Here is a 15,864-nt window from a genome sequence, read left to right as displayed (position 1 = left end):
AACAAGAACTCCAAGCCTTCGGGCGTTATGAACTCTTTTAGAATTGCCTTCGCGGGCACGCCGCAATTTGCGCTGCCCGCGCTCCGTGCGCTGCTCGGCTCCACGCATCGCGTGGTCGGCGTGTTGACGCAACCCGACCGGCCGGCCGGCCGCGGACGGGAGCTGCGCGCCTCGCCGGTCAAACTACTCGCGCTCGACGCCGGCCTGCCGCTGGCGCAGCCGGCGACCCTGAAGACACCCGAGGGCCGCGCGCAGCTTTCGCTCTGGGCGCCCGATCTCCTGGTCGTGGTCGCCTACGGGCTCATCCTTCCACCCGCGGTGCTGGCACTGCCGCGCCGCGGCTGCCTCAACATCCACGGCTCGTTGCTGCCGCGCTGGCGCGGCGCGGCGCCGATCCAGCGCGCGATCCTCGCGGGCGACACTGAAACCGGAGTGACCATCATGCAGCTCGACGAGGGCCTCGACACCGGCCCGACATTGCTCGAGCGACGGCGCCACATCGGCACGCACGACACTGCCGGCGACCTGCACGACGCGTTGTCTGAACTCGGCGCGGCCGCCCTGCTCGAAGCCATCGACGGCCTCGCGGCCGGCACGCTGGCCGCGCGCCCGCAGCCGGCGCTCGGGGCTAACTACGCGCCCAAGATCGAAAAGTCCGAGGCGCGGCTGGACTGGAGTTCCGCGGCCGCCGATCTCGACCGGCAGGTACGAGCCTTCAATCCGTGGCCCATGGCCGAAACCCGCTTCGCCGGCGAATCGCTGCGGGTGTTACGCGCATCCGTAGCGGGCGGCACGGCTGACGCGGCCGCACCCGGTACCTTGTTGGGTATCGCGGAAGATGGACTTCGGGTCGCCTGCGGCGAGGGCGTGCTCGCGGTGCGCGAGCTGCAGCGCGCCGGGAAAAGGCCGGTTTCGGCGCGCGATTTCGCCAATGCCGTCCGCCTCGACGGCATCAGGTTCGGCACATGAAACGCTCCGTCGTGCGAAGAAATCCCCCGCCCCAGCGACGCGCGCGCCATGCGCCTGGCGCAGAAACCATGGCGCATGCGGCCAGCGCGGTACACGACGTGGTGTACGAGGGCCGTTCCGCGGACGCCGCGCTGGAAGCGGCGCACGAACGCGTCGACCGCGCCGCCGTGCGCGCCATCGCGCTCGGCACGCTGCGCTGGTACCTGCGGCTGCAGCCGGCGCTCGCGCCCTTGTCGAACCGCCCGTTCGACGAGCTCTCGCCAAAACTCGCGGCACTGCTGGTGACCGCCGCGCACCAGGTCGAATACTCGCGCGGCGCGCCCGAAGCGCAGGTGCACCTGGCCGTGGACGCGAGCCGCGTGATCGGCGAGGGCCGCGCTTCGGGCGTGGTCAACGCGATGCTGCGGCGTTTCGTCGCGCAGCGCGCCGAGTTGTTAGCCGTCGCCGATGTCGAGGTTGCGCAACGTCACGCGCATCCGCGCTGGCTGGTCGAAGCGCTGCGTGCGGCCTGGGGCGAACGTCACGAAGAAATTCTCCGTGCCAACAACCAGCATCCGCCGATGGTCTTGCGGCTCGATGCCGCGCTGCCCGCCGACGATTTTCTGCGTTCGTGGCGTGCGCTCGGGCGCGATGCACAGGTCGTCGCCTGGCGGCCGCAGGCGGTGGTGCTCGAACGGCCCGCGGCCGTGCAGGCGTTGCCCGGCTTCGAAGCCGGTGCGGTGTCGGTACAGGATGCCGGTGCGCAGCTCGCCGCGCTGCTGCTCGATTGCCAACCGAAGATGCGCGTGCTCGATGCCTGCGCCGCGCCGGGCGGCAAGACCCTGCACATCGCGCAAATCACGCCGGATCTCGCCGAACTCATCGCCGTGGACGACGACGGTCTGCGGCTCGCGCGGGTGCGCGAAAACCTGCAGCGTGCCGGTCGCGACGCGATCCTGGTCACCGCCGACCTGCGCGAACGGCCCGCGTCGTTCGAAGCCGCGCACTTCGATCGCATCCTGGTGGACGCGCCCTGTTCGGCCACTGGTGTCATCCGCCGCCATCCGGACATCAAGCTGCTGCGGCGCGCGAGCGACATCGACGGGTTCGTCGCGACCCAGCGGCGGATTCTCGCCACCGCGTTCGAACTACTGCGGCCCGGCGGACGTCTCGTCTACTGCACCTGCTCGGTGCTGCCGGCGGAGAACGAGGCGGTCGTGCTGGCCTTCCTGGATGGCGAGCCGCGCGCCGCGCGTGGCGCCTGGCCGGAAAACCTCGTGTCACCGCCGGGGCTGCTCGAACGCAGCGTCGGCTGGCAGCTGCTGCCCGGTGGCGGCGCGGGCACCGATGGCTTCTACTATGCTTGCTTGACCAGAAAATAGAGGAACCGATGCAGTTCCGCCGCGCCAACAGTTTCCTGCCCCTGCTGTTCGCAGTACTCGCGACAGTGGTCGGCGTGGGGCTGGGCGGGGTTGCGCGGGCCGATCCTCTCGACGGCGTGCTCGAGGTGCGGTCGGCATATGTGGCTGTCGACCAGGGCGTCTTCCAGCTGTTCGCGCGCATCGCCTACCCGGTGAACGACGACATCCGCGCCGCGCTCAAGGACGGGCTGATGCTCACCTTCGACCTCGACGTGATCGTCTCGCGCGAGCGGCGCTTCTGGGTCGACGAAACCGTCGCCGAATACACGCTCAAACGCGAGCTCATCTATCACGCGGTCAGCGATCGCTACGTGACGCGCGATCTCGACGCGCGCAGCGGCGAACAACACAGCTACGCCACTCTGGAAGAAGCGCTCGAAGCATTGGGCACGGTCGAGGCGTGGCCATTCCTGGTCTCGCCGCAGTTGTCGATGAACCGGCAGTACCGGGTGTCCCTGCGCGCCGGCGTGCGGCGTGGGCGGCTGCCCGATACGTTGCGCGTGCTGCTGTTCTGGACCGATGACTGGCATCGCGAAAGCGAGTGGTTCTCATGGTCCCTGCAGCGATGAGGCGCCTCGGCACCCTCGGGTTAATAGCCCTCTGGGTGCTGGTCAGCGGCGGTCTGCTGCTGCTGTTGGCGCTGGCGGTGCAGAACTCCCAGCGTTTCAGCCAGCTGCAGGCGTGGATCCTGCTGCTCAACGCCATCGCGGTGGTCACGGTCAGCGTGCTGCTGGCGCGCAAGATCATCGAGCTGGTGCGGGCATTTCGCGCCGGTGTGCCGGGCTCGCGCCTCACGGCGCGCACGGTCGCGATCTTCGGTTCGCTGGTGATCGCGCCGCTGATCATCGTCTATCTATTCTCGCTCGAGTTCCTGAATCGCGGCATCGACAGCTGGTTCAAGGTGGAGATCAAGCAGGGCCTGTCCGACGCGCTGGAGCTGTCGAAATCCGCGATGGACGTGCGCATGCGCGAATACGCGCGCAGCACGCAGCTGTTCGCGAACCGCCTCGCCGACAGCCCGCCGTCGAACTGGGCCTCGGCCACCGACGAGCAACGCGTCGAGAGCGGCGCGCTGGAGGTGGTCGTATACGGCACGCTCGGCCAGGTGCTCGCCGCCAGCAGCACCGGCACGCCGACCAATCTGCCGCGTGCCTCTGCCGAAGTGACCAGCGCGATCGCCGGCGGCAATCTGTACTGGAGCCTGGAGCCGCTGTCGGAAGACGACTACCTGATCAACACGGCGGCGCCTATCGCGACCTCGCCCGGATCGAGCGAAGGTCGCTTCGTGGTGGCGCTTTATCCGGTGCCGCCGCAACTCGTGCGCCTTTCCGAGGCCGTGCAGCACTCCTATTCGCAGCACAGCGATCTGACCGAGCAACGCGAGGGAGTGAAGAATCTCTTCGGCCTCACGCTCACACTGGTGCTGCTGTTGGCAATGCTCACCGCCATCTATGGTGCTATCTACTCGGCCGAGAAGCTGGTGCGGCCGGTCCAGGACCTGATCGCGGGCACACGCGCGGTGGGCAAGGGGGACTTCGGCACGCGGTTGCCGCTGCCGTCGCGCGACGAGATGGGATTCCTCGTGCACTCGTTCAACGACATGACCAAGCGCTTGCGCCGCGCGCGCGAAGAAACCACGCGCAGCCAGCAGGCGGTCGAACGCGAACGCGAGCGGCTCTCCATCATCCTGGCGCGCCTGTCTACCGGCGTCATCGCGATCGGCCGCGACCTGAAGCTGCGCAGCGCCAACCAGGCCGCGAGCAACATCCTCGGCGTCGACCTCGAGCGGGGCGTCGGCCAGCCGCTGGCGGCGCTGCAGGAATCCAATCCGCGCTTCGCCCGGTTCGTCGGCGAGGTCGGCGTCCGGCTCGCAAAGGGCGAGGAAGAATGGCGCGAGCAGATGGACCTCAAACCGGAGATGGCCGGCGCTCGCGTGCTGGTGTGCGCGTGCACGCCGCTGCCCGGTGACGAACACGCCGAGAACGACGAGGAGCGGCAGGGCGGCTTCGTCATCGTGTTCGACGACATCAGCGCATTGCTGCAGGCGCAGCGCGACGCGGCCTGGGGCGAAGTGGCCCGCCGGCTCGCGCACGAGATCAAGAACCCGCTCACGCCTATCCAGTTGTCGGCCGAGCGCATGCGCCGCCGCTACCTGCACCAGATGACGGGCGAGGACGCGCAGATCCTCGATCGTGCCACTTACACGATCGTGCAGCAGGTCGAGGCGATGAAGGCCATGGTCAATGCGTTCAGCGAATACGCGCGCGCGCCGGACATGAAAGTCACGCGTTTTCCGTTCAACGCGCTGGTCACCGAGGTCGCCGATCTGCATCGCGTGCAGGAATCGGGCGTCCAGATCGACGTCGAGCTCGATCCGCGCATCGACCAGGTGGAAGCCGACCGTGGCCGGGTGCGCCAGATCCTCAACAACCTGATCGTGAACGGCGCGGAGGCGGTGGAAGGCGTTGCCGCCGGCCGCGTCACGCTGGCCACGCATTTCGAATCCGCGGGCTCCGCGGAGTACGCCACCATCACGGTGTCCGACAACGGGCCCGGCTTCGCGCGCGAGGTGTTGGGGCGGGCCTTCGATCCCTATGTCACCAGTAAACCCAAGGGCACCGGTTTGGGCCTCGCGATCGTGAAAAAAATTGTCGAGGAGCATGGCGGACGCGTGGAAGCCGACAATCGGCCGGAAGGCGGCGGGCGCGTGCGTGTATCCTTGCCCTTAACAGACGGATCCCGACAGCTGGTGGCGCGCGACAAACGCGTTGAACCACGGAAGGAGCGAGCATGAGCGCCGCACACATTCTGGTCGTCGATGACGAAGCCGACATTCGCGGCCTGCTGAAAGAGATTCTTTCGGAGGAAGGGTATGACGTGGACGTGGCGGGTGACGCAGGGCAGGCCCGCGCGTTGCGCGCCCGCCAGTTGCCCGACCTGGTGCTGCTCGACATCTGGATGCCCGACACCGATGGCATCACGCTGCTGCGCGAGTGGCAGGCCGCCACCGCCGAAGCATCCTGTCCGGTGGTGATGATGTCCGGGCATGGCACGGTGGAAACCGCGGTCGAGGCCACGCGGCTCGGCGCCTTCGATTTCGTCGAGAAGCCGCTGTCGCTGCAGAAGCTGCTGCGCACCGTCGAGCGCGCGCTCGAGGCCGGCAAGCGAAAGCGCCACGCCGGCAAGTTGTTAGCCGCGTCGCCGGGCGTGCCGGTGGGCCGCAGCCGCATCATGCAGCAGCTGCGCGCCGATCTGGCGCAAATCGCTTCCAACGATTCCCCGGTGTTGCTGGTCGGCGAGACCGGCACCGGCCGCGAAGCGTTCGCGCGTTTCATCCACGATGCGAGCGCGCGCGCGCCGCGTCCATTCGTCACACTGATCTCGAGCACGTTGCGCGCCGACGGCGCCGAGCAGGTGTTGTTCGGTACGGAGTCCGCCGGCCAGGCCGCACCGGGCGTGCTCGAACGCGCCGCGGCCGGCACCTTGTTCATCAACGAGCTCGAAGATCTGCCGGCGCAGGCGCAGCGGGCGCTGCTCGGAGCGCTGGAGAGCGGCCAGTTCACGCGGGTGGGCGGGCACACTCCCGTCACTCTCAAGGCGCGCATCATTTCCTCGTCGCGCCCCGGCATCGAGTCGCGCAGCGACGATTTCCGCCGCGACCTGCTCGCCCACCTGAACACCTTGCTCGTGCGGGTGCCGCCGCTGCGCGAATACACCGAGGACGTGCCCGACCTGCTGCGTCACTACGTCGATCGCCTGGTCGACGGCGAGGGCCTGCAGTTCCGCAAATTCAGCGTCGCGGCGCAGAACCGGCTGCGCAACTACCCCTGGCCCGACAACGTCCGCGAGCTCAAGAATCTCGTGCAGCGTCTGCTGCTGCAGGGTGGTGGCGAAGAAATCCGTCTGGAGGAAATCGAACGCGAGCTCGCCGCGCAGGCACCGAGCGTCGAACCGCTGGTCAAGCAGGACTTGCTGGCGCTGCCGCTGCGCGAAGCACGCGAGCAGTTCGAGCGCGCCTATCTACAGCAGCAGCTGCTGCTGTGCAACGGCAAGGTGGGGCAGCTGGCGAAACGCGTCGGCATGGAGCGCACGCACCTCTATCGCAAGCTGCGCTCGCTCGGCGTGGATTTCCGCAACATCAGCGACGAGCCCGAGTAGCTGGCGAGTGCCGCTCTTCGCTCTCACGGACGCCGTCGCTTCGACGGCGTTTTCCTGTGTGGCGCGAAGCGCCTGACTAAGGGTAACCGGATTCGTTCGGATCCGGCGTGACCGTGATGACGCGGAACACACCTTCATACGCGGACTTGAGCGAGAACTCGACCCGCCCCACGCCCTTGTACATGTACACCATGCGTTGCAGGTCCCGCGCGCCGTAGTTGAACGGCTGCCACTGCTTGCCCGTCATGCGCTGCGACTGGTTGGTCGGCGGACCTAACAAGTCGTTCACTTCCTGCTGGCTCATGCCGACGCGGATCAGGCCGAGGTCGACCACCTTCGCGCCGGCGGCGGGCGCGGCGGCCGGGGCAGCAGCAGGAGCCGCGGCCGGAGCCGCAGCGGGTTTGGCGGCCGCCGGTTTGGCGTTTTTCTTGCCCTTGGTAGCTGCAGCAGGTGGCGGTGGTGGCGGTGGTGGCGGCGGCGGGGGATTGCGCAGCAGCTCGAGATTCACGGTGCCGGCGACATAGGAGCTGGTCGCACCCTTCGCCAGGTTCTTCGACGCCTTCTCGCAGTGGCCGCGCAACCGGCGGTGCACCGATTTGTCGTCGGCGACCTGGTCGAGCACGGCCTTGTAACGATTGTTGCCCGAGTTGCCGAGCGCGCGGCACAACCAGGCGGACGCATCCACCGTGTCGCGCTCGTTGCCGGCCAGCGGATATTTCTCGAGCAGCACCTGCGCCGCAACATCGAGGACTTCCGGATTCGTGACGCTGGCGTTGTACAGGCTCTGCGCAACATCCTGCAGCGTGCTCGGCCCGCCCTTGATGAGACGGTCGACATAGCTCTGGTCGGCGGGGTTCAACTCCGCGAAGCTGGCGCCGCTCGCGAGCAGGCAACCCACGAACAACGATGCGATGGCTGGCTTCTTCATGGTGACTCCCTGATTTCAGGTCACGTTTGTTCTGGGGCGCGACTCTAACATCCGGCCGCCTTGCCGGCGATGCGCACCGTCCATCTAGCGCAAAACCGTGGCGTCAGGGTTCACGGCTCGCAGGCGCGACGTTGGCACGCAGAAAGGCGTACAGGTCCGACACTTCTTCATCCGAGAAGTAAACGAACCGGCCACGTGCCACCGGACTCATCATTTCCAGTTCCCGGTCGCCGAGTGCCTTGCCGGTGCGCATCAGCCGCATGAATGCGGCCAGATCATAGCCGGCGATCACGGCCAGGTCGGGCGCGGTCTCGTCGCCAAACGGAGCGTCCGCGTGCAGGGTGAGCCCATGGCATTCGATACAGGTGGTCATGGCGAGATACTCGCCGCGCACGATCCGCGGGTCTGGGTCATTCGCATGCCGGAGCGCGGGCACACGAGGGATAAACGCCGGAATTGCCTGATTCGTTCCGCGTGCCAGGCGCAGGCGGATGCCCCAGGGCAGCCGGGCCACCGGCAGGGCCACAGGTTCGACGGGCACGGCGCGCAGGTAGGCGATGATGTCCGCGACGTCCGCATCGCGCAGGCGGATGAAGTTGAACGCCGGCATGTCGTACATCGCGCGACCGTCGTGCGCGATGCCGTGGCGCAGTGCCGCTTCGACTTCGGCCGCGCTGCGGGTGCGCGCGTACAACGGCAGATTCGGCGCGACCGCATATCCCCACATCTGCTGGCCCTGCAGTCGGTCGCCATGACAGCCGCGGCAGCCGCGCGTGCGAACCAGGTGATCGCCGCGCGCGATGGCCGCCGCGTCGGTGGGAATGGCAAACCGGAACGGCGGCGGTTGCGGAAACGATCGCAGGTGCGCTTCGCTGGCAACGTAGATCCAGCAGAAACCCGCGGCCGCGACCAGCAACAACGCCAGCGACGTTCCGGCCAGCCAGCGAACGACGGCGCGGCCGCGCATTCAGCGGCGGACGCCGAGCGTGCCGTCGTCGGCGATGGTCAGCGTTCCATCCGGGAAGGCCGCGAGCGTGAGCGTACGTACGACGACACTGGCCGTGCGCGCCGGATCGAGCGACGGGCCCGCGGGCCGCAATTGAATCGTCGATTCGAGGCGGCCTGAAACGAAGCGCCCCTCGTCGTCCAGCGTGCACAGCAGGATAGGCGCGATCCCGCGCAACCCTTCCACGCTGATGCCGTAATACGTGGCGAAGTTGCCGAGGCTGTAGGCGATGAGCCGGTCGCGGTACAGCTCCATCGGGCGCACGACGTGCGGCCCATGGCCGAGCACGAGGTCCGCGCCGGCGTCGATCATCGCGTGCGCGAATTCGACCACGTTGCCGCGATCCTCGCCGACGAAGATTTCCCGCGCGAACGGCAGGATCTCCGCGCCGGCGCCTTCCGCGCCGCCATGGAACGACACGATCACGATGTCGTGCGTCGCGGCCAGCTGTTGCACGAGCGCGCGCGCGATGTCGGGTTCGTTGAGCAGGTTGGAGCCGACGTTCGGCGCGAACGCCGCCAGCGCGATGCGCCGGCCGTTCGCGATCCAGCTCGCGGTGGTGCCTTCGCGCCCCGAGTGCACGATGCCGCGCGCATCGAGCGCGGCCATCGTCGAGGAGCGCCCTTCCTCGCCGAAGTCGCGCGCATGGTTGTTAGCCAGGCTCATCGCATCGAAGCCGGCGAGCCGGTAGTAGGTGGCGTACCGCGTCGGCGTGCGGAACAGGAAACAGATGCGTTTGTCCTTGCACAACTTCACCGGTTCGCCGCCGTCCATCAACACGCCTTCGAGATTGCCGAAGGCCACGTCGGGTGCGGAAAGGATCGGTGTCACGGCGTCGAGAAACGACAGGCCATCGTCATCCGGCAGGATGTTCTCGGGATAGTCGGTGCCGAGCATGGTGTCGCCGACTGCGGCCAGAGTCAGGCCCGGATGAGTCGGTGGTGGAATCGCCGGAGCGGAGGGTGCGGTGGGCGCCGCGGGCCCGGGCGGTGGCTGCGTCGCGCAGGAAGACACGAGCAAGGCCACGAAAAGGAGGGGCGCCGCGGTCGCGTAACGCCCGGACACCCGGCTAGTCTCCCACCCGGATCACGAGCGCATCGTCGAACTCCGCGGCGCGCAGCCGGGCGCGCAGGCGGTTGAGCTCGGCCAGATCGCTGATCGGACCGATGCGCACGCGATGCCAGACGTCATCATCGACCGCCACGCGTTGCACGTTTGCGTCGATACCCTGTTTCTTGAGCAGCGCCTGGATGCGGTCCGCTTCTTCCTGCTTGCGATACGAGCCGGCCTGCAACACATAGACGCCCGGGCGCTCGATCTGCGCGCGGGCGGTGTCGCGCTCGCGCGAGACCTCGCGATCTTTCTCGGGTACCACGACTTCGAACTTCGGCAACATGTCGTAGAAGTCGTAGTTTTTCGGGCCGTCCTCGGTGTCACCGGCGGCAGCCGATTTGCCCGAACGCGGCTCGGGCTTCGGGACTTCCGCCGGGACGGCCGCCGCATTCTTCTCGCGGTAGTTCTGCCAGACGAGTACCAGCACCGACAAGGACAACCCGACTGCCAGGCCAAACGCGAACTCGCGATAACGCGAGAATTCCAGGCGCATGCCACCGCCGCGCGTGCGCTTGAAATCCCGGCTGGTGATTTTCGCGGCCAGTGCCTGCTCCTACATCGTCTCGGGCGCGGAGACGCCGAGAATTCCGAGGCCGTTGCGGATGACCTGTTGCACGGCCAGCACCAGCGTCAGACGCGCATTACGCAGCGCGGCGTCTTCGACGATGAACTGCTCGGCGTTGTAATAGGTGTGCAGTGTGTTGGCAAGGTCGCGCAGGTAATGCACCAGCGAATGCGGGGCGCGGCTCAGCGCGGCGTGTTCGACGATTTCCGGATACTTCGACAGCGCCGTGATCACCGTCTGCTCGTGGGAGTTGGTCAGCAGCGCGAGATCGGCGGCCGCTGCGTCATAAAGGTGGCCCTTCGACCCGAGCTGCTTCATCACCGAGGCCACGCGCGCATGCGCGTACTGGATGTAGTACACGGGATTCTCATTGCTGCGGGATTTCGCCAGCTCCAGGTCGAAATCCAGTGCCTGGTCATGGCCGCGCAGCAGGTAGAAGAACCGGCAGGCGTCGTTGCCGACTTCATTGCGCAGGTCACGCAGCGTGACGAAGTTGCCTTCGCGTTTGCCCATCGCGAGCTTCTCGCCGCCGCGAAACAGGCTCACCAGCTGCATCAGGCACACTTCGAACGAATCGGCGGGGCGGCCGAGCGCCACCAGCGCGCCGCGCACGCGCGCGACGTAGCCATGATGGTCCGCGCCCCAGACGTCGATGAGCAGCTCGTGGCCGCGCTGCAATTTGTCGAAGTGATAGGCGATGTCGGAGGCGAAGTAGGTCTTCTCGCCGTTGGCGCGCACGACCACGCGGTCTTCGTCGTCGCCGAATTCCGTGGACTTGAACCACTCGGCGCCGTCTTTCGTATAGACGCGGCCGCTCTTGCGCAGCTCCGCGAGTGCGCGGTCGATGGCGCCGCCCTGATTGAGCGCGCGCTCCGAGTACCAGCGGTCGAAATACACGCCGAACTCTTCGAGATCGTTGCGGATGTCGGCCATCATCGCGTCGCGCGCGAAGATCACGATGGAATCGAACTCGGCGTTGCCCAGGGCGGCCCGCGAGTTGGCGATCAGGCCATCGATGTGTTTGTCCTTGTCGCCAGCCGGTGCGTCGGGCGGTGCGCCGGCCGCGATCTTTGCGGCAGGGCGCTGGAGCGTGTTGCCGCGCTGCGCATGCAGCGCCTGCGCCACCGGCAGGATGTACGGCGCGCGATAACCGTTCGACGGAAACGCAACCGTCTCGCCGCAAAGCTCGAGATAACGTAGATAGACGCTGACCGCGAGGATGTCGATCTGCCGGCCGGCATCGTTGACGTAGTACTCGCGATAAACCGCGTGACCGGTGGCGTCGAGCAGGTTGCAGAGCGTCGCGCCGTAGGCGGCGCCGCGGCCGTGGCCCACGTGCATCGGGCCGGTGGGGTTTGCGGACACGAACTCGACCATCACCTTGCGGCCGGCGCCCACCTTGCCGTGGCCGTAGGACGCGCCTTGTGCGGCGACGGCCTCGAGGCCCGAGAGCCACGCGTCGCGCGCCAGCCGGAAATTGATGAACCCGGCGCCGGCGATCTCCGCGCTGGTCACGAGAGCGCTTTTGGGCAGCGCGGCGATGATGGCCTCTGCCAATTCGCGCGGATTCTTGCGCGCGGCTTTCGCGAGCCGCATGGCGATGTTGCTGGCGAAATCGCCGTGTTTCTCGTCGCGCGCGCGTTCGACCACGACCTGCGCCGGATCGACCGGCTCGGCCAGAACGGTGGGAACAAGTGATCGCAACGCCTCTTGCAGCAGGCGCTCTAACTCGGATTTCACGGGGGGACCTGTCTGGAACTCGAATTGACGGGCCGAATCTTAGCAAGGAACGTCCCGGTATCCCCTTCACACCTGTAAACCGAAAGCCCGCGTGCGCGTTGATCTCCTCGCAGGCCTCATTTTCCACAGGAGATTCCCGATGAAGACCACCCTTTCGACCTGCGCCCTCACGCTGGCCGCCCTGTTCGCCGGCGCCACGTTCGCCGGCGACAAACCGACTTCCGATGCGCCGGGCGGCAATGTCCTGCGCGCGGACCAGGATGGTGACGGCCGCGTGTCGCGCGCCGAGGCCACCGCCGCGGGTTCCGAACGTTCCGGCGAATGGTTCGACAAGCTCGATCTGAACAAGGACGGCTACGTCACCCCGGACGAGATGAAGCAGGCGCGCGCCACCCGTCGCGGCGACATGAAGCAGAAGATGGAAGAACGCTTCAAGGAGGCCGACATCAACGCCGATGGTCAGCTGTCGCTCGATGAAGTGCAGGCAAAGTTGCCGCGCCTGGCCGATCGTTTCGCCGCGCTGGACACGGACAAGAATGGCCAGCTCAGCAAGGCGGAACTGGCGCACGGCCGTCCGCACCGCGGACCGCAGCCCCAGAGTTGAAACAGGGCTGTTCGATACTTTGCAATGAAAAGGCGGCGGAACCCGTGCGGGTTCCGCCGCTTTTTTTGCCACCTGTCTACTGGCGAGCCGTGCTCACCGACGCATCACCCGAGGCGTTCGCATTGGCATTGGCGCTGGCCTGTACCGGGGACGTGAAGCTGCGCGGCTGCGTCGTGGGCATCGACGTAGCGCCCGGCATTTCGGTCGCCGGCGCGGCGTTCTTCACGGAGTCGAGGCGGCCGGTGAGGCTGCCCGCGGCATTTCCGTTGGCTGCGCCGCTGACACCCGGACTCGCCTGGTTCGCAGTCGCCGCTGCACCGCCTGCGCCGTTCACCGAACCCGCGATGCCATTGTTTGCGGCGTTCGCGGCACCGCTGGCGGCGCCCTGCGCCGTGCCCCGCGTGGTCGCAGCGCGGTCGCGCACGCGGCCGGTGGTGTCACGAGTGCGATCGACGGCGCCCGACGTGTGACGGCGCAAGGTATCGCCGCGATCGAGACTGCCGCCGATCGAGCCGCCGGCATTGCCCATTCCACTCACGCTTCCCATGCCGCCGCCGAGCGTGCCGCCCAGCGAACCGCCGAGCCCACCCGTGGCGCCGCCGCCGAGAACCTGGGCCTGCAGCAGTGGTGCGCCGCAGATCAGCGCAAACGCCGCAGCCGATTTGATGAAGTACTTGTTCATGGATCTCTCCTGGAATTTGCGCTGCGGGACATCCGCAGCTCTCAGGAGGTACTACGACCGGGAGGCCCGATTTCTTCCCTGGCGCCCGGAAGTTTCCATTTGACTTAACCCACTCTACTTATAGGGCGTCGACGAGGCCGGCGCCGTACACATCGTCGCGGCCCTGCGCGCCGAGATCGCGCGCGGCTCGCGCCAGTTCATCGAGCGCACGCTGACGTTGCGCGGCATCGGGCGCCGCGATGCGAGGAGCTAACAACCTTGCGACGAGTGGCGCGGCGAATGAGGTGCCGCGTACGGCGGCGCAAGAATCGGGTGCCGCCAACGCAGCGTTCTCGTTGACACCGAGCGCCGCGAAATCGACCTGTTTGCCGCGACCGGCTTCGACCAGCACGCGCTGCTTTGTGTCCACCGCGGTGACGCCGATGACTCCCTCGTAACTGGCGGGAAACAACGGCGGCGCCGCGGGCCCATCGTTGCCCACCGCGGCGACGATGGCGTAACCCTGGCCGACGAGGCTGCGCACCACGCGCTCGAGCAGTACATTGCGCGGCCCGACCAGGCTCACATTGATCACCGCCACGCGCTCGCGTGCCATCCAGCCGAACGCGGCGGCGACCGCGTCGACCGCTCCGCCCGCAGGCAGACCGCAGTACACGTCGGCGGCGAACAGCTCATTCACGGATTTGTCGCGTACCGCGAGCGAGGCGACCGCGGTGCCATGCGCGCCCGGCACGGCGGCGCCATTGCAGCCGAAGCGATGCAGGACGATTCCCGCCAGCGCGCGATGTTTGTCGTCCACGCCGCCGTCGATGAGGCCGAGGCGCGCGCCGGCACCCGCGGGCCCTGGCGCGGCGGACCCGGAAACGGCAGCAGCGATCGCGCCGCTGTCCAGATAGACATGGTTGTAGTCGTAGCTGCCTGCGGGGTCTAACTTCCGCAGGCGCTTCAGGCCGCGGCTCGCGCTCCAGCCGGCGGGCGCCTGCAGCACCGTGATCCGCAAGCCGAGATCGGCGAGTTCCTGGGTACGCAGCACGCGGAAATCGGCCTTCAGTGCCAGCGCGAGTGCCGCTTCGGAGATGTCGATCGCCACCACTTCGGCGCGCACGATGAGCTCGTCGTTCACGCGGTCGAGCTCGGCGCGATGTTCGCGCCAGGCGCGTTCGATTCGCAGAGCGCGCACCGCGGAAAGCTCGCGCAGCGGGCTGCCGACGCCCCGGGTGAGATCCTGCACGCCAGGCAGCGCTGCGTTCGGCGTGGGCAATTGCGGGAGTTGCACCTGCGGCACCGGCAGCTGCGCGGCGGCGACGCCCGCGAGCGCGACGCACAGCACGAATCCGCGCGTGAATACTGCGAGAACTTTGCGCACGGAAGAAAACACCCTCGCCAGACGTATTATCCGCCATGAAAACATGACTGACGGGATGGAGGAAATCGGTGAACGCATCGTCGGGCTGCTGCCGCGGCTGCGCCGCTTTGCGCGCTCGTTGTCGCGAAATCAACACGACGCCGACGACCTCGTGCAGACGGCGGTCGAACGCGCGTGGAAGAACAGCGATCAGCTGCGGCCCGGCGCGAATCTCGGCTCGTGGATGTTCGGCATCATGAAGAACGCCTGGGTAGATGGTTTGCGCGCGCGCCAGAGGCGCGGCGAGGTGCCTTTGCCCGAGGACAGCGGCTCGCATCCGGCGGTATCGCCCGCCGATACCGACGCGAACCTGTGGTCGGTGTCGGAGGCGATGGGCAAACTACCGGAGGAGCAGCGGCTGGCCATCGCGCTCGTGCTGGTCGAGGGGATGTCGTACAAGGAAGCGGCCGAGGTGCTCGAAGTTCCGATCGGCACGCTGACGAGCCGTCTGGCGCGTGGCCGTACGGCGCTGGCCGCGGCGCTTGCCGATGAAGACAGGGGAGATCCGGCGTGAACTACGACGACGAAACGCTGATGGCCTACGCCGACGGCGAGCTCGATGCCGTGCAACGCGCTGCGATCGCCGCCGCCGTGGAGAACGACCCGGGGCTCGCGCGCCGCGTGGAAAAACATCGCGCGCTGCGGGCGAAAGTGGCCGGTGCTTTTGCGGAGGTGGTCAATCAGCCGCTACCCGAGCGGCTGGTGTCCGCGGCCAGAGCCAATCCGGCGCCCGCGTCGCGCGGCGGCGGCAAGGTGCTGAAATTTCCAACGAAAGGCGACCGCGTGCCGGGGCGCGGCTGGGGTTTTCGTGAGTGGGGTGCCATGGCGGCGAGCGTGGTGCTCGGCGTCGTGATTTCGTGGCGGGTGTTCGCGCCGGCGGAGCAGGGCCTGTTCGCCGCGAACGGCGGCGCACTGGTGGCGCGTGGTGAACTCGCCAACGCGCTTGACCGGCAACTCGCCAGCGATCAGCGCCGCGAGGAGCCGGTGCAGATCGGCGTCACGTTCAAGGCGCGCGATGGAAACTACTGCCGCAGTTTCACACTGCCCGCGACGCGGACGGCCGGCCTTGCGTGCCGCGCCGGCGGCGATTGGCAGGTTGCGGCTACTGCAGTCGCGGAGCTTCCGGCGGGGCAGCTGCAGCAGGCGGCGGGCGCGATGCCCGCGGCGATTCTCGCGGCGATCGAGAGGCGTATCGCCGGCGAGGCGCTCGATGCCGCCGGCGAGGAGAACGCGCGGCTGGGTGGGTGGGATAGATAGGGTGCCGGGTGGGGAAAGTGGGGAAAGCGGCGAAGCC

15 protein-coding genes are annotated in these 15,864 nt (G+C 67.6%); 8 read left to right on the top strand and 7 right to left on the bottom strand.

What is annotated here, in order from left to right; genetic code table 11:
• The first annotated feature begins 27 nt into the window (after positions 1-27).
• The 5 genes from fmt to WDO72_09515 are packed head-to-tail and all read left to right on the top strand — an operon-like array spanning position 28 to position 6,527.
• Positions 28-969 carry a methionyl-tRNA formyltransferase gene (gene fmt / locus WDO72_09535; protein ID MEJ0085913.1) on the top strand — a complete coding sequence of 314 codons (942 nt, stop codon included), beginning with the start codon at positions 28-30 and terminating at the stop codon, positions 967-969.
• Positions 966-2,330 carry a 16S rRNA (cytosine(967)-C(5))-methyltransferase RsmB gene (gene rsmB, locus WDO72_09530; protein ID MEJ0085912.1) on the top strand — a complete coding sequence of 455 codons (1,365 nt, stop codon included), beginning with the start codon at positions 966-968 and terminating at the stop codon, positions 2,328-2,330. The genes fmt and rsmB overlap by 4 nt, the downstream gene beginning before the upstream one ends.
• 8 nt (positions 2,331-2,338) lie before the next feature.
• On the top strand, positions 2,339-2,938 hold the full coding sequence (locus WDO72_09525; GenBank protein ID MEJ0085911.1) for a DUF4390 domain-containing protein: 600 nt from the start codon (positions 2,339-2,341) through the stop codon (positions 2,936-2,938).
• Positions 2,935-5,163 carry an ATP-binding protein gene (locus WDO72_09520; protein MEJ0085910.1) on the top strand — a complete coding sequence of 743 codons (2,229 nt, stop codon included), beginning with the start codon at positions 2,935-2,937 and terminating at the stop codon, positions 5,161-5,163. The genes WDO72_09525 and WDO72_09520 overlap by 4 nt, the downstream gene beginning before the upstream one ends.
• A complete protein-coding gene (locus WDO72_09515; GenBank protein MEJ0085909.1) occupies positions 5,160-6,527 on the top strand; it encodes a sigma-54 dependent transcriptional regulator in 1,368 nt (455 codons plus the stop codon). Before WDO72_09520 ends, WDO72_09515 begins: the two co-directional genes overlap by 4 nt.
• Positions 6,528-6,603: 76 nt before the next feature.
• On the opposite strand, the gene WDO72_09510 is transcribed toward WDO72_09515, so the two are convergent.
• The 5 genes from WDO72_09510 to argS form a co-directional block, all read right to left on the bottom strand.
• Positions 6,604-7,455 carry a hypothetical protein gene (locus tag WDO72_09510; GenBank protein ID MEJ0085908.1) on the bottom strand — a complete coding sequence of 284 codons (852 nt, stop codon included), beginning with the start codon at positions 7,453-7,455 and terminating at the stop codon, positions 6,604-6,606.
• A 103-nt stretch (positions 7,456-7,558) separates the two neighbouring features.
• The gene (locus WDO72_09505; protein MEJ0085907.1) at positions 7,559-8,422 is read right to left on the bottom strand and encodes a cytochrome c; all 864 of its coding nucleotides are present in this window, start codon (positions 8,420-8,422) and stop codon (positions 7,559-7,561) included.
• Positions 8,423-9,526 carry a CapA family protein gene (locus tag WDO72_09500; GenBank protein MEJ0085906.1) on the bottom strand — a complete coding sequence of 368 codons (1,104 nt, stop codon included), beginning with the start codon at positions 9,524-9,526 and terminating at the stop codon, positions 8,423-8,425.
• Positions 9,527-9,530: 4 nt separating this feature from the next.
• Positions 9,531-10,067 carry an SPOR domain-containing protein gene (locus WDO72_09495; GenBank protein ID MEJ0085905.1) on the bottom strand — a complete coding sequence of 179 codons (537 nt, stop codon included), beginning with the start codon at positions 10,065-10,067 and terminating at the stop codon, positions 9,531-9,533.
• 60 nt (positions 10,068-10,127) lie between these two features.
• The gene (gene argS / locus WDO72_09490) at positions 10,128-11,879 is read right to left on the bottom strand and encodes an arginine--tRNA ligase (GenBank protein MEJ0085904.1); all 1,752 of its coding nucleotides are present in this window, start codon (positions 11,877-11,879) and stop codon (positions 10,128-10,130) included.
• A gap of 139 nt (positions 11,880-12,018) precedes the next feature.
• Here argS and WDO72_09485 point away from each other — a divergent pair, with 139 nt between their 5' ends.
• Positions 12,019-12,483, top strand: a complete 465-nt coding sequence (locus WDO72_09485; protein MEJ0085903.1) for an EF-hand domain-containing protein — start codon at positions 12,019-12,021, stop codon at positions 12,481-12,483.
• 76 nt (positions 12,484-12,559) lie between these two features.
• Here the strand turns inward: WDO72_09485 and WDO72_09480 are convergent, their stop codons facing one another.
• Both WDO72_09480 and WDO72_09475 read right to left on the bottom strand, forming a co-directional pair.
• Complete coding sequence (locus WDO72_09480) at positions 12,560-13,165, bottom strand: hypothetical protein (protein MEJ0085902.1); 606 nt, start codon at positions 13,163-13,165, stop codon at positions 12,560-12,562.
• 118 nt (positions 13,166-13,283) lie between these two features.
• Positions 13,284-14,531 carry a S8 family serine peptidase gene (locus WDO72_09475; protein MEJ0085901.1) on the bottom strand — a complete coding sequence of 416 codons (1,248 nt, stop codon included), beginning with the start codon at positions 14,529-14,531 and terminating at the stop codon, positions 13,284-13,286.
• 43 nt (positions 14,532-14,574) lie between these two features.
• Here WDO72_09475 and WDO72_09470 point away from each other — a divergent pair, with 43 nt between their 5' ends.
• Together WDO72_09470 and WDO72_09465 are read left to right on the top strand one after the other, a co-directional pair.
• Positions 14,575-15,084, top strand: coding sequence for a sigma-70 family RNA polymerase sigma factor (locus WDO72_09470; GenBank protein ID MEJ0085900.1), 510 nt, complete (start codon positions 14,575-14,577; stop codon positions 15,082-15,084).
• On the top strand, positions 15,081-15,827 hold the full coding sequence (locus WDO72_09465; GenBank protein ID MEJ0085899.1) for a hypothetical protein: 747 nt from the start codon (positions 15,081-15,083) through the stop codon (positions 15,825-15,827). Before WDO72_09470 ends, WDO72_09465 begins: the two co-directional genes overlap by 4 nt.
• Positions 15,828-15,864: the final 37 nt, after the last annotated feature.

The sequence above is a fragment of the Pseudomonadota bacterium genome (genome assembly GCA_037200975.1).
GTDB lineage: Bacteria > Pseudomonadota > Gammaproteobacteria > Steroidobacterales > Steroidobacteraceae > CADEED01.
The sequence above is the reverse complement of the archived record's forward strand: the minus strand, read 5'-3'. Positions and strand labels throughout refer to the sequence as shown.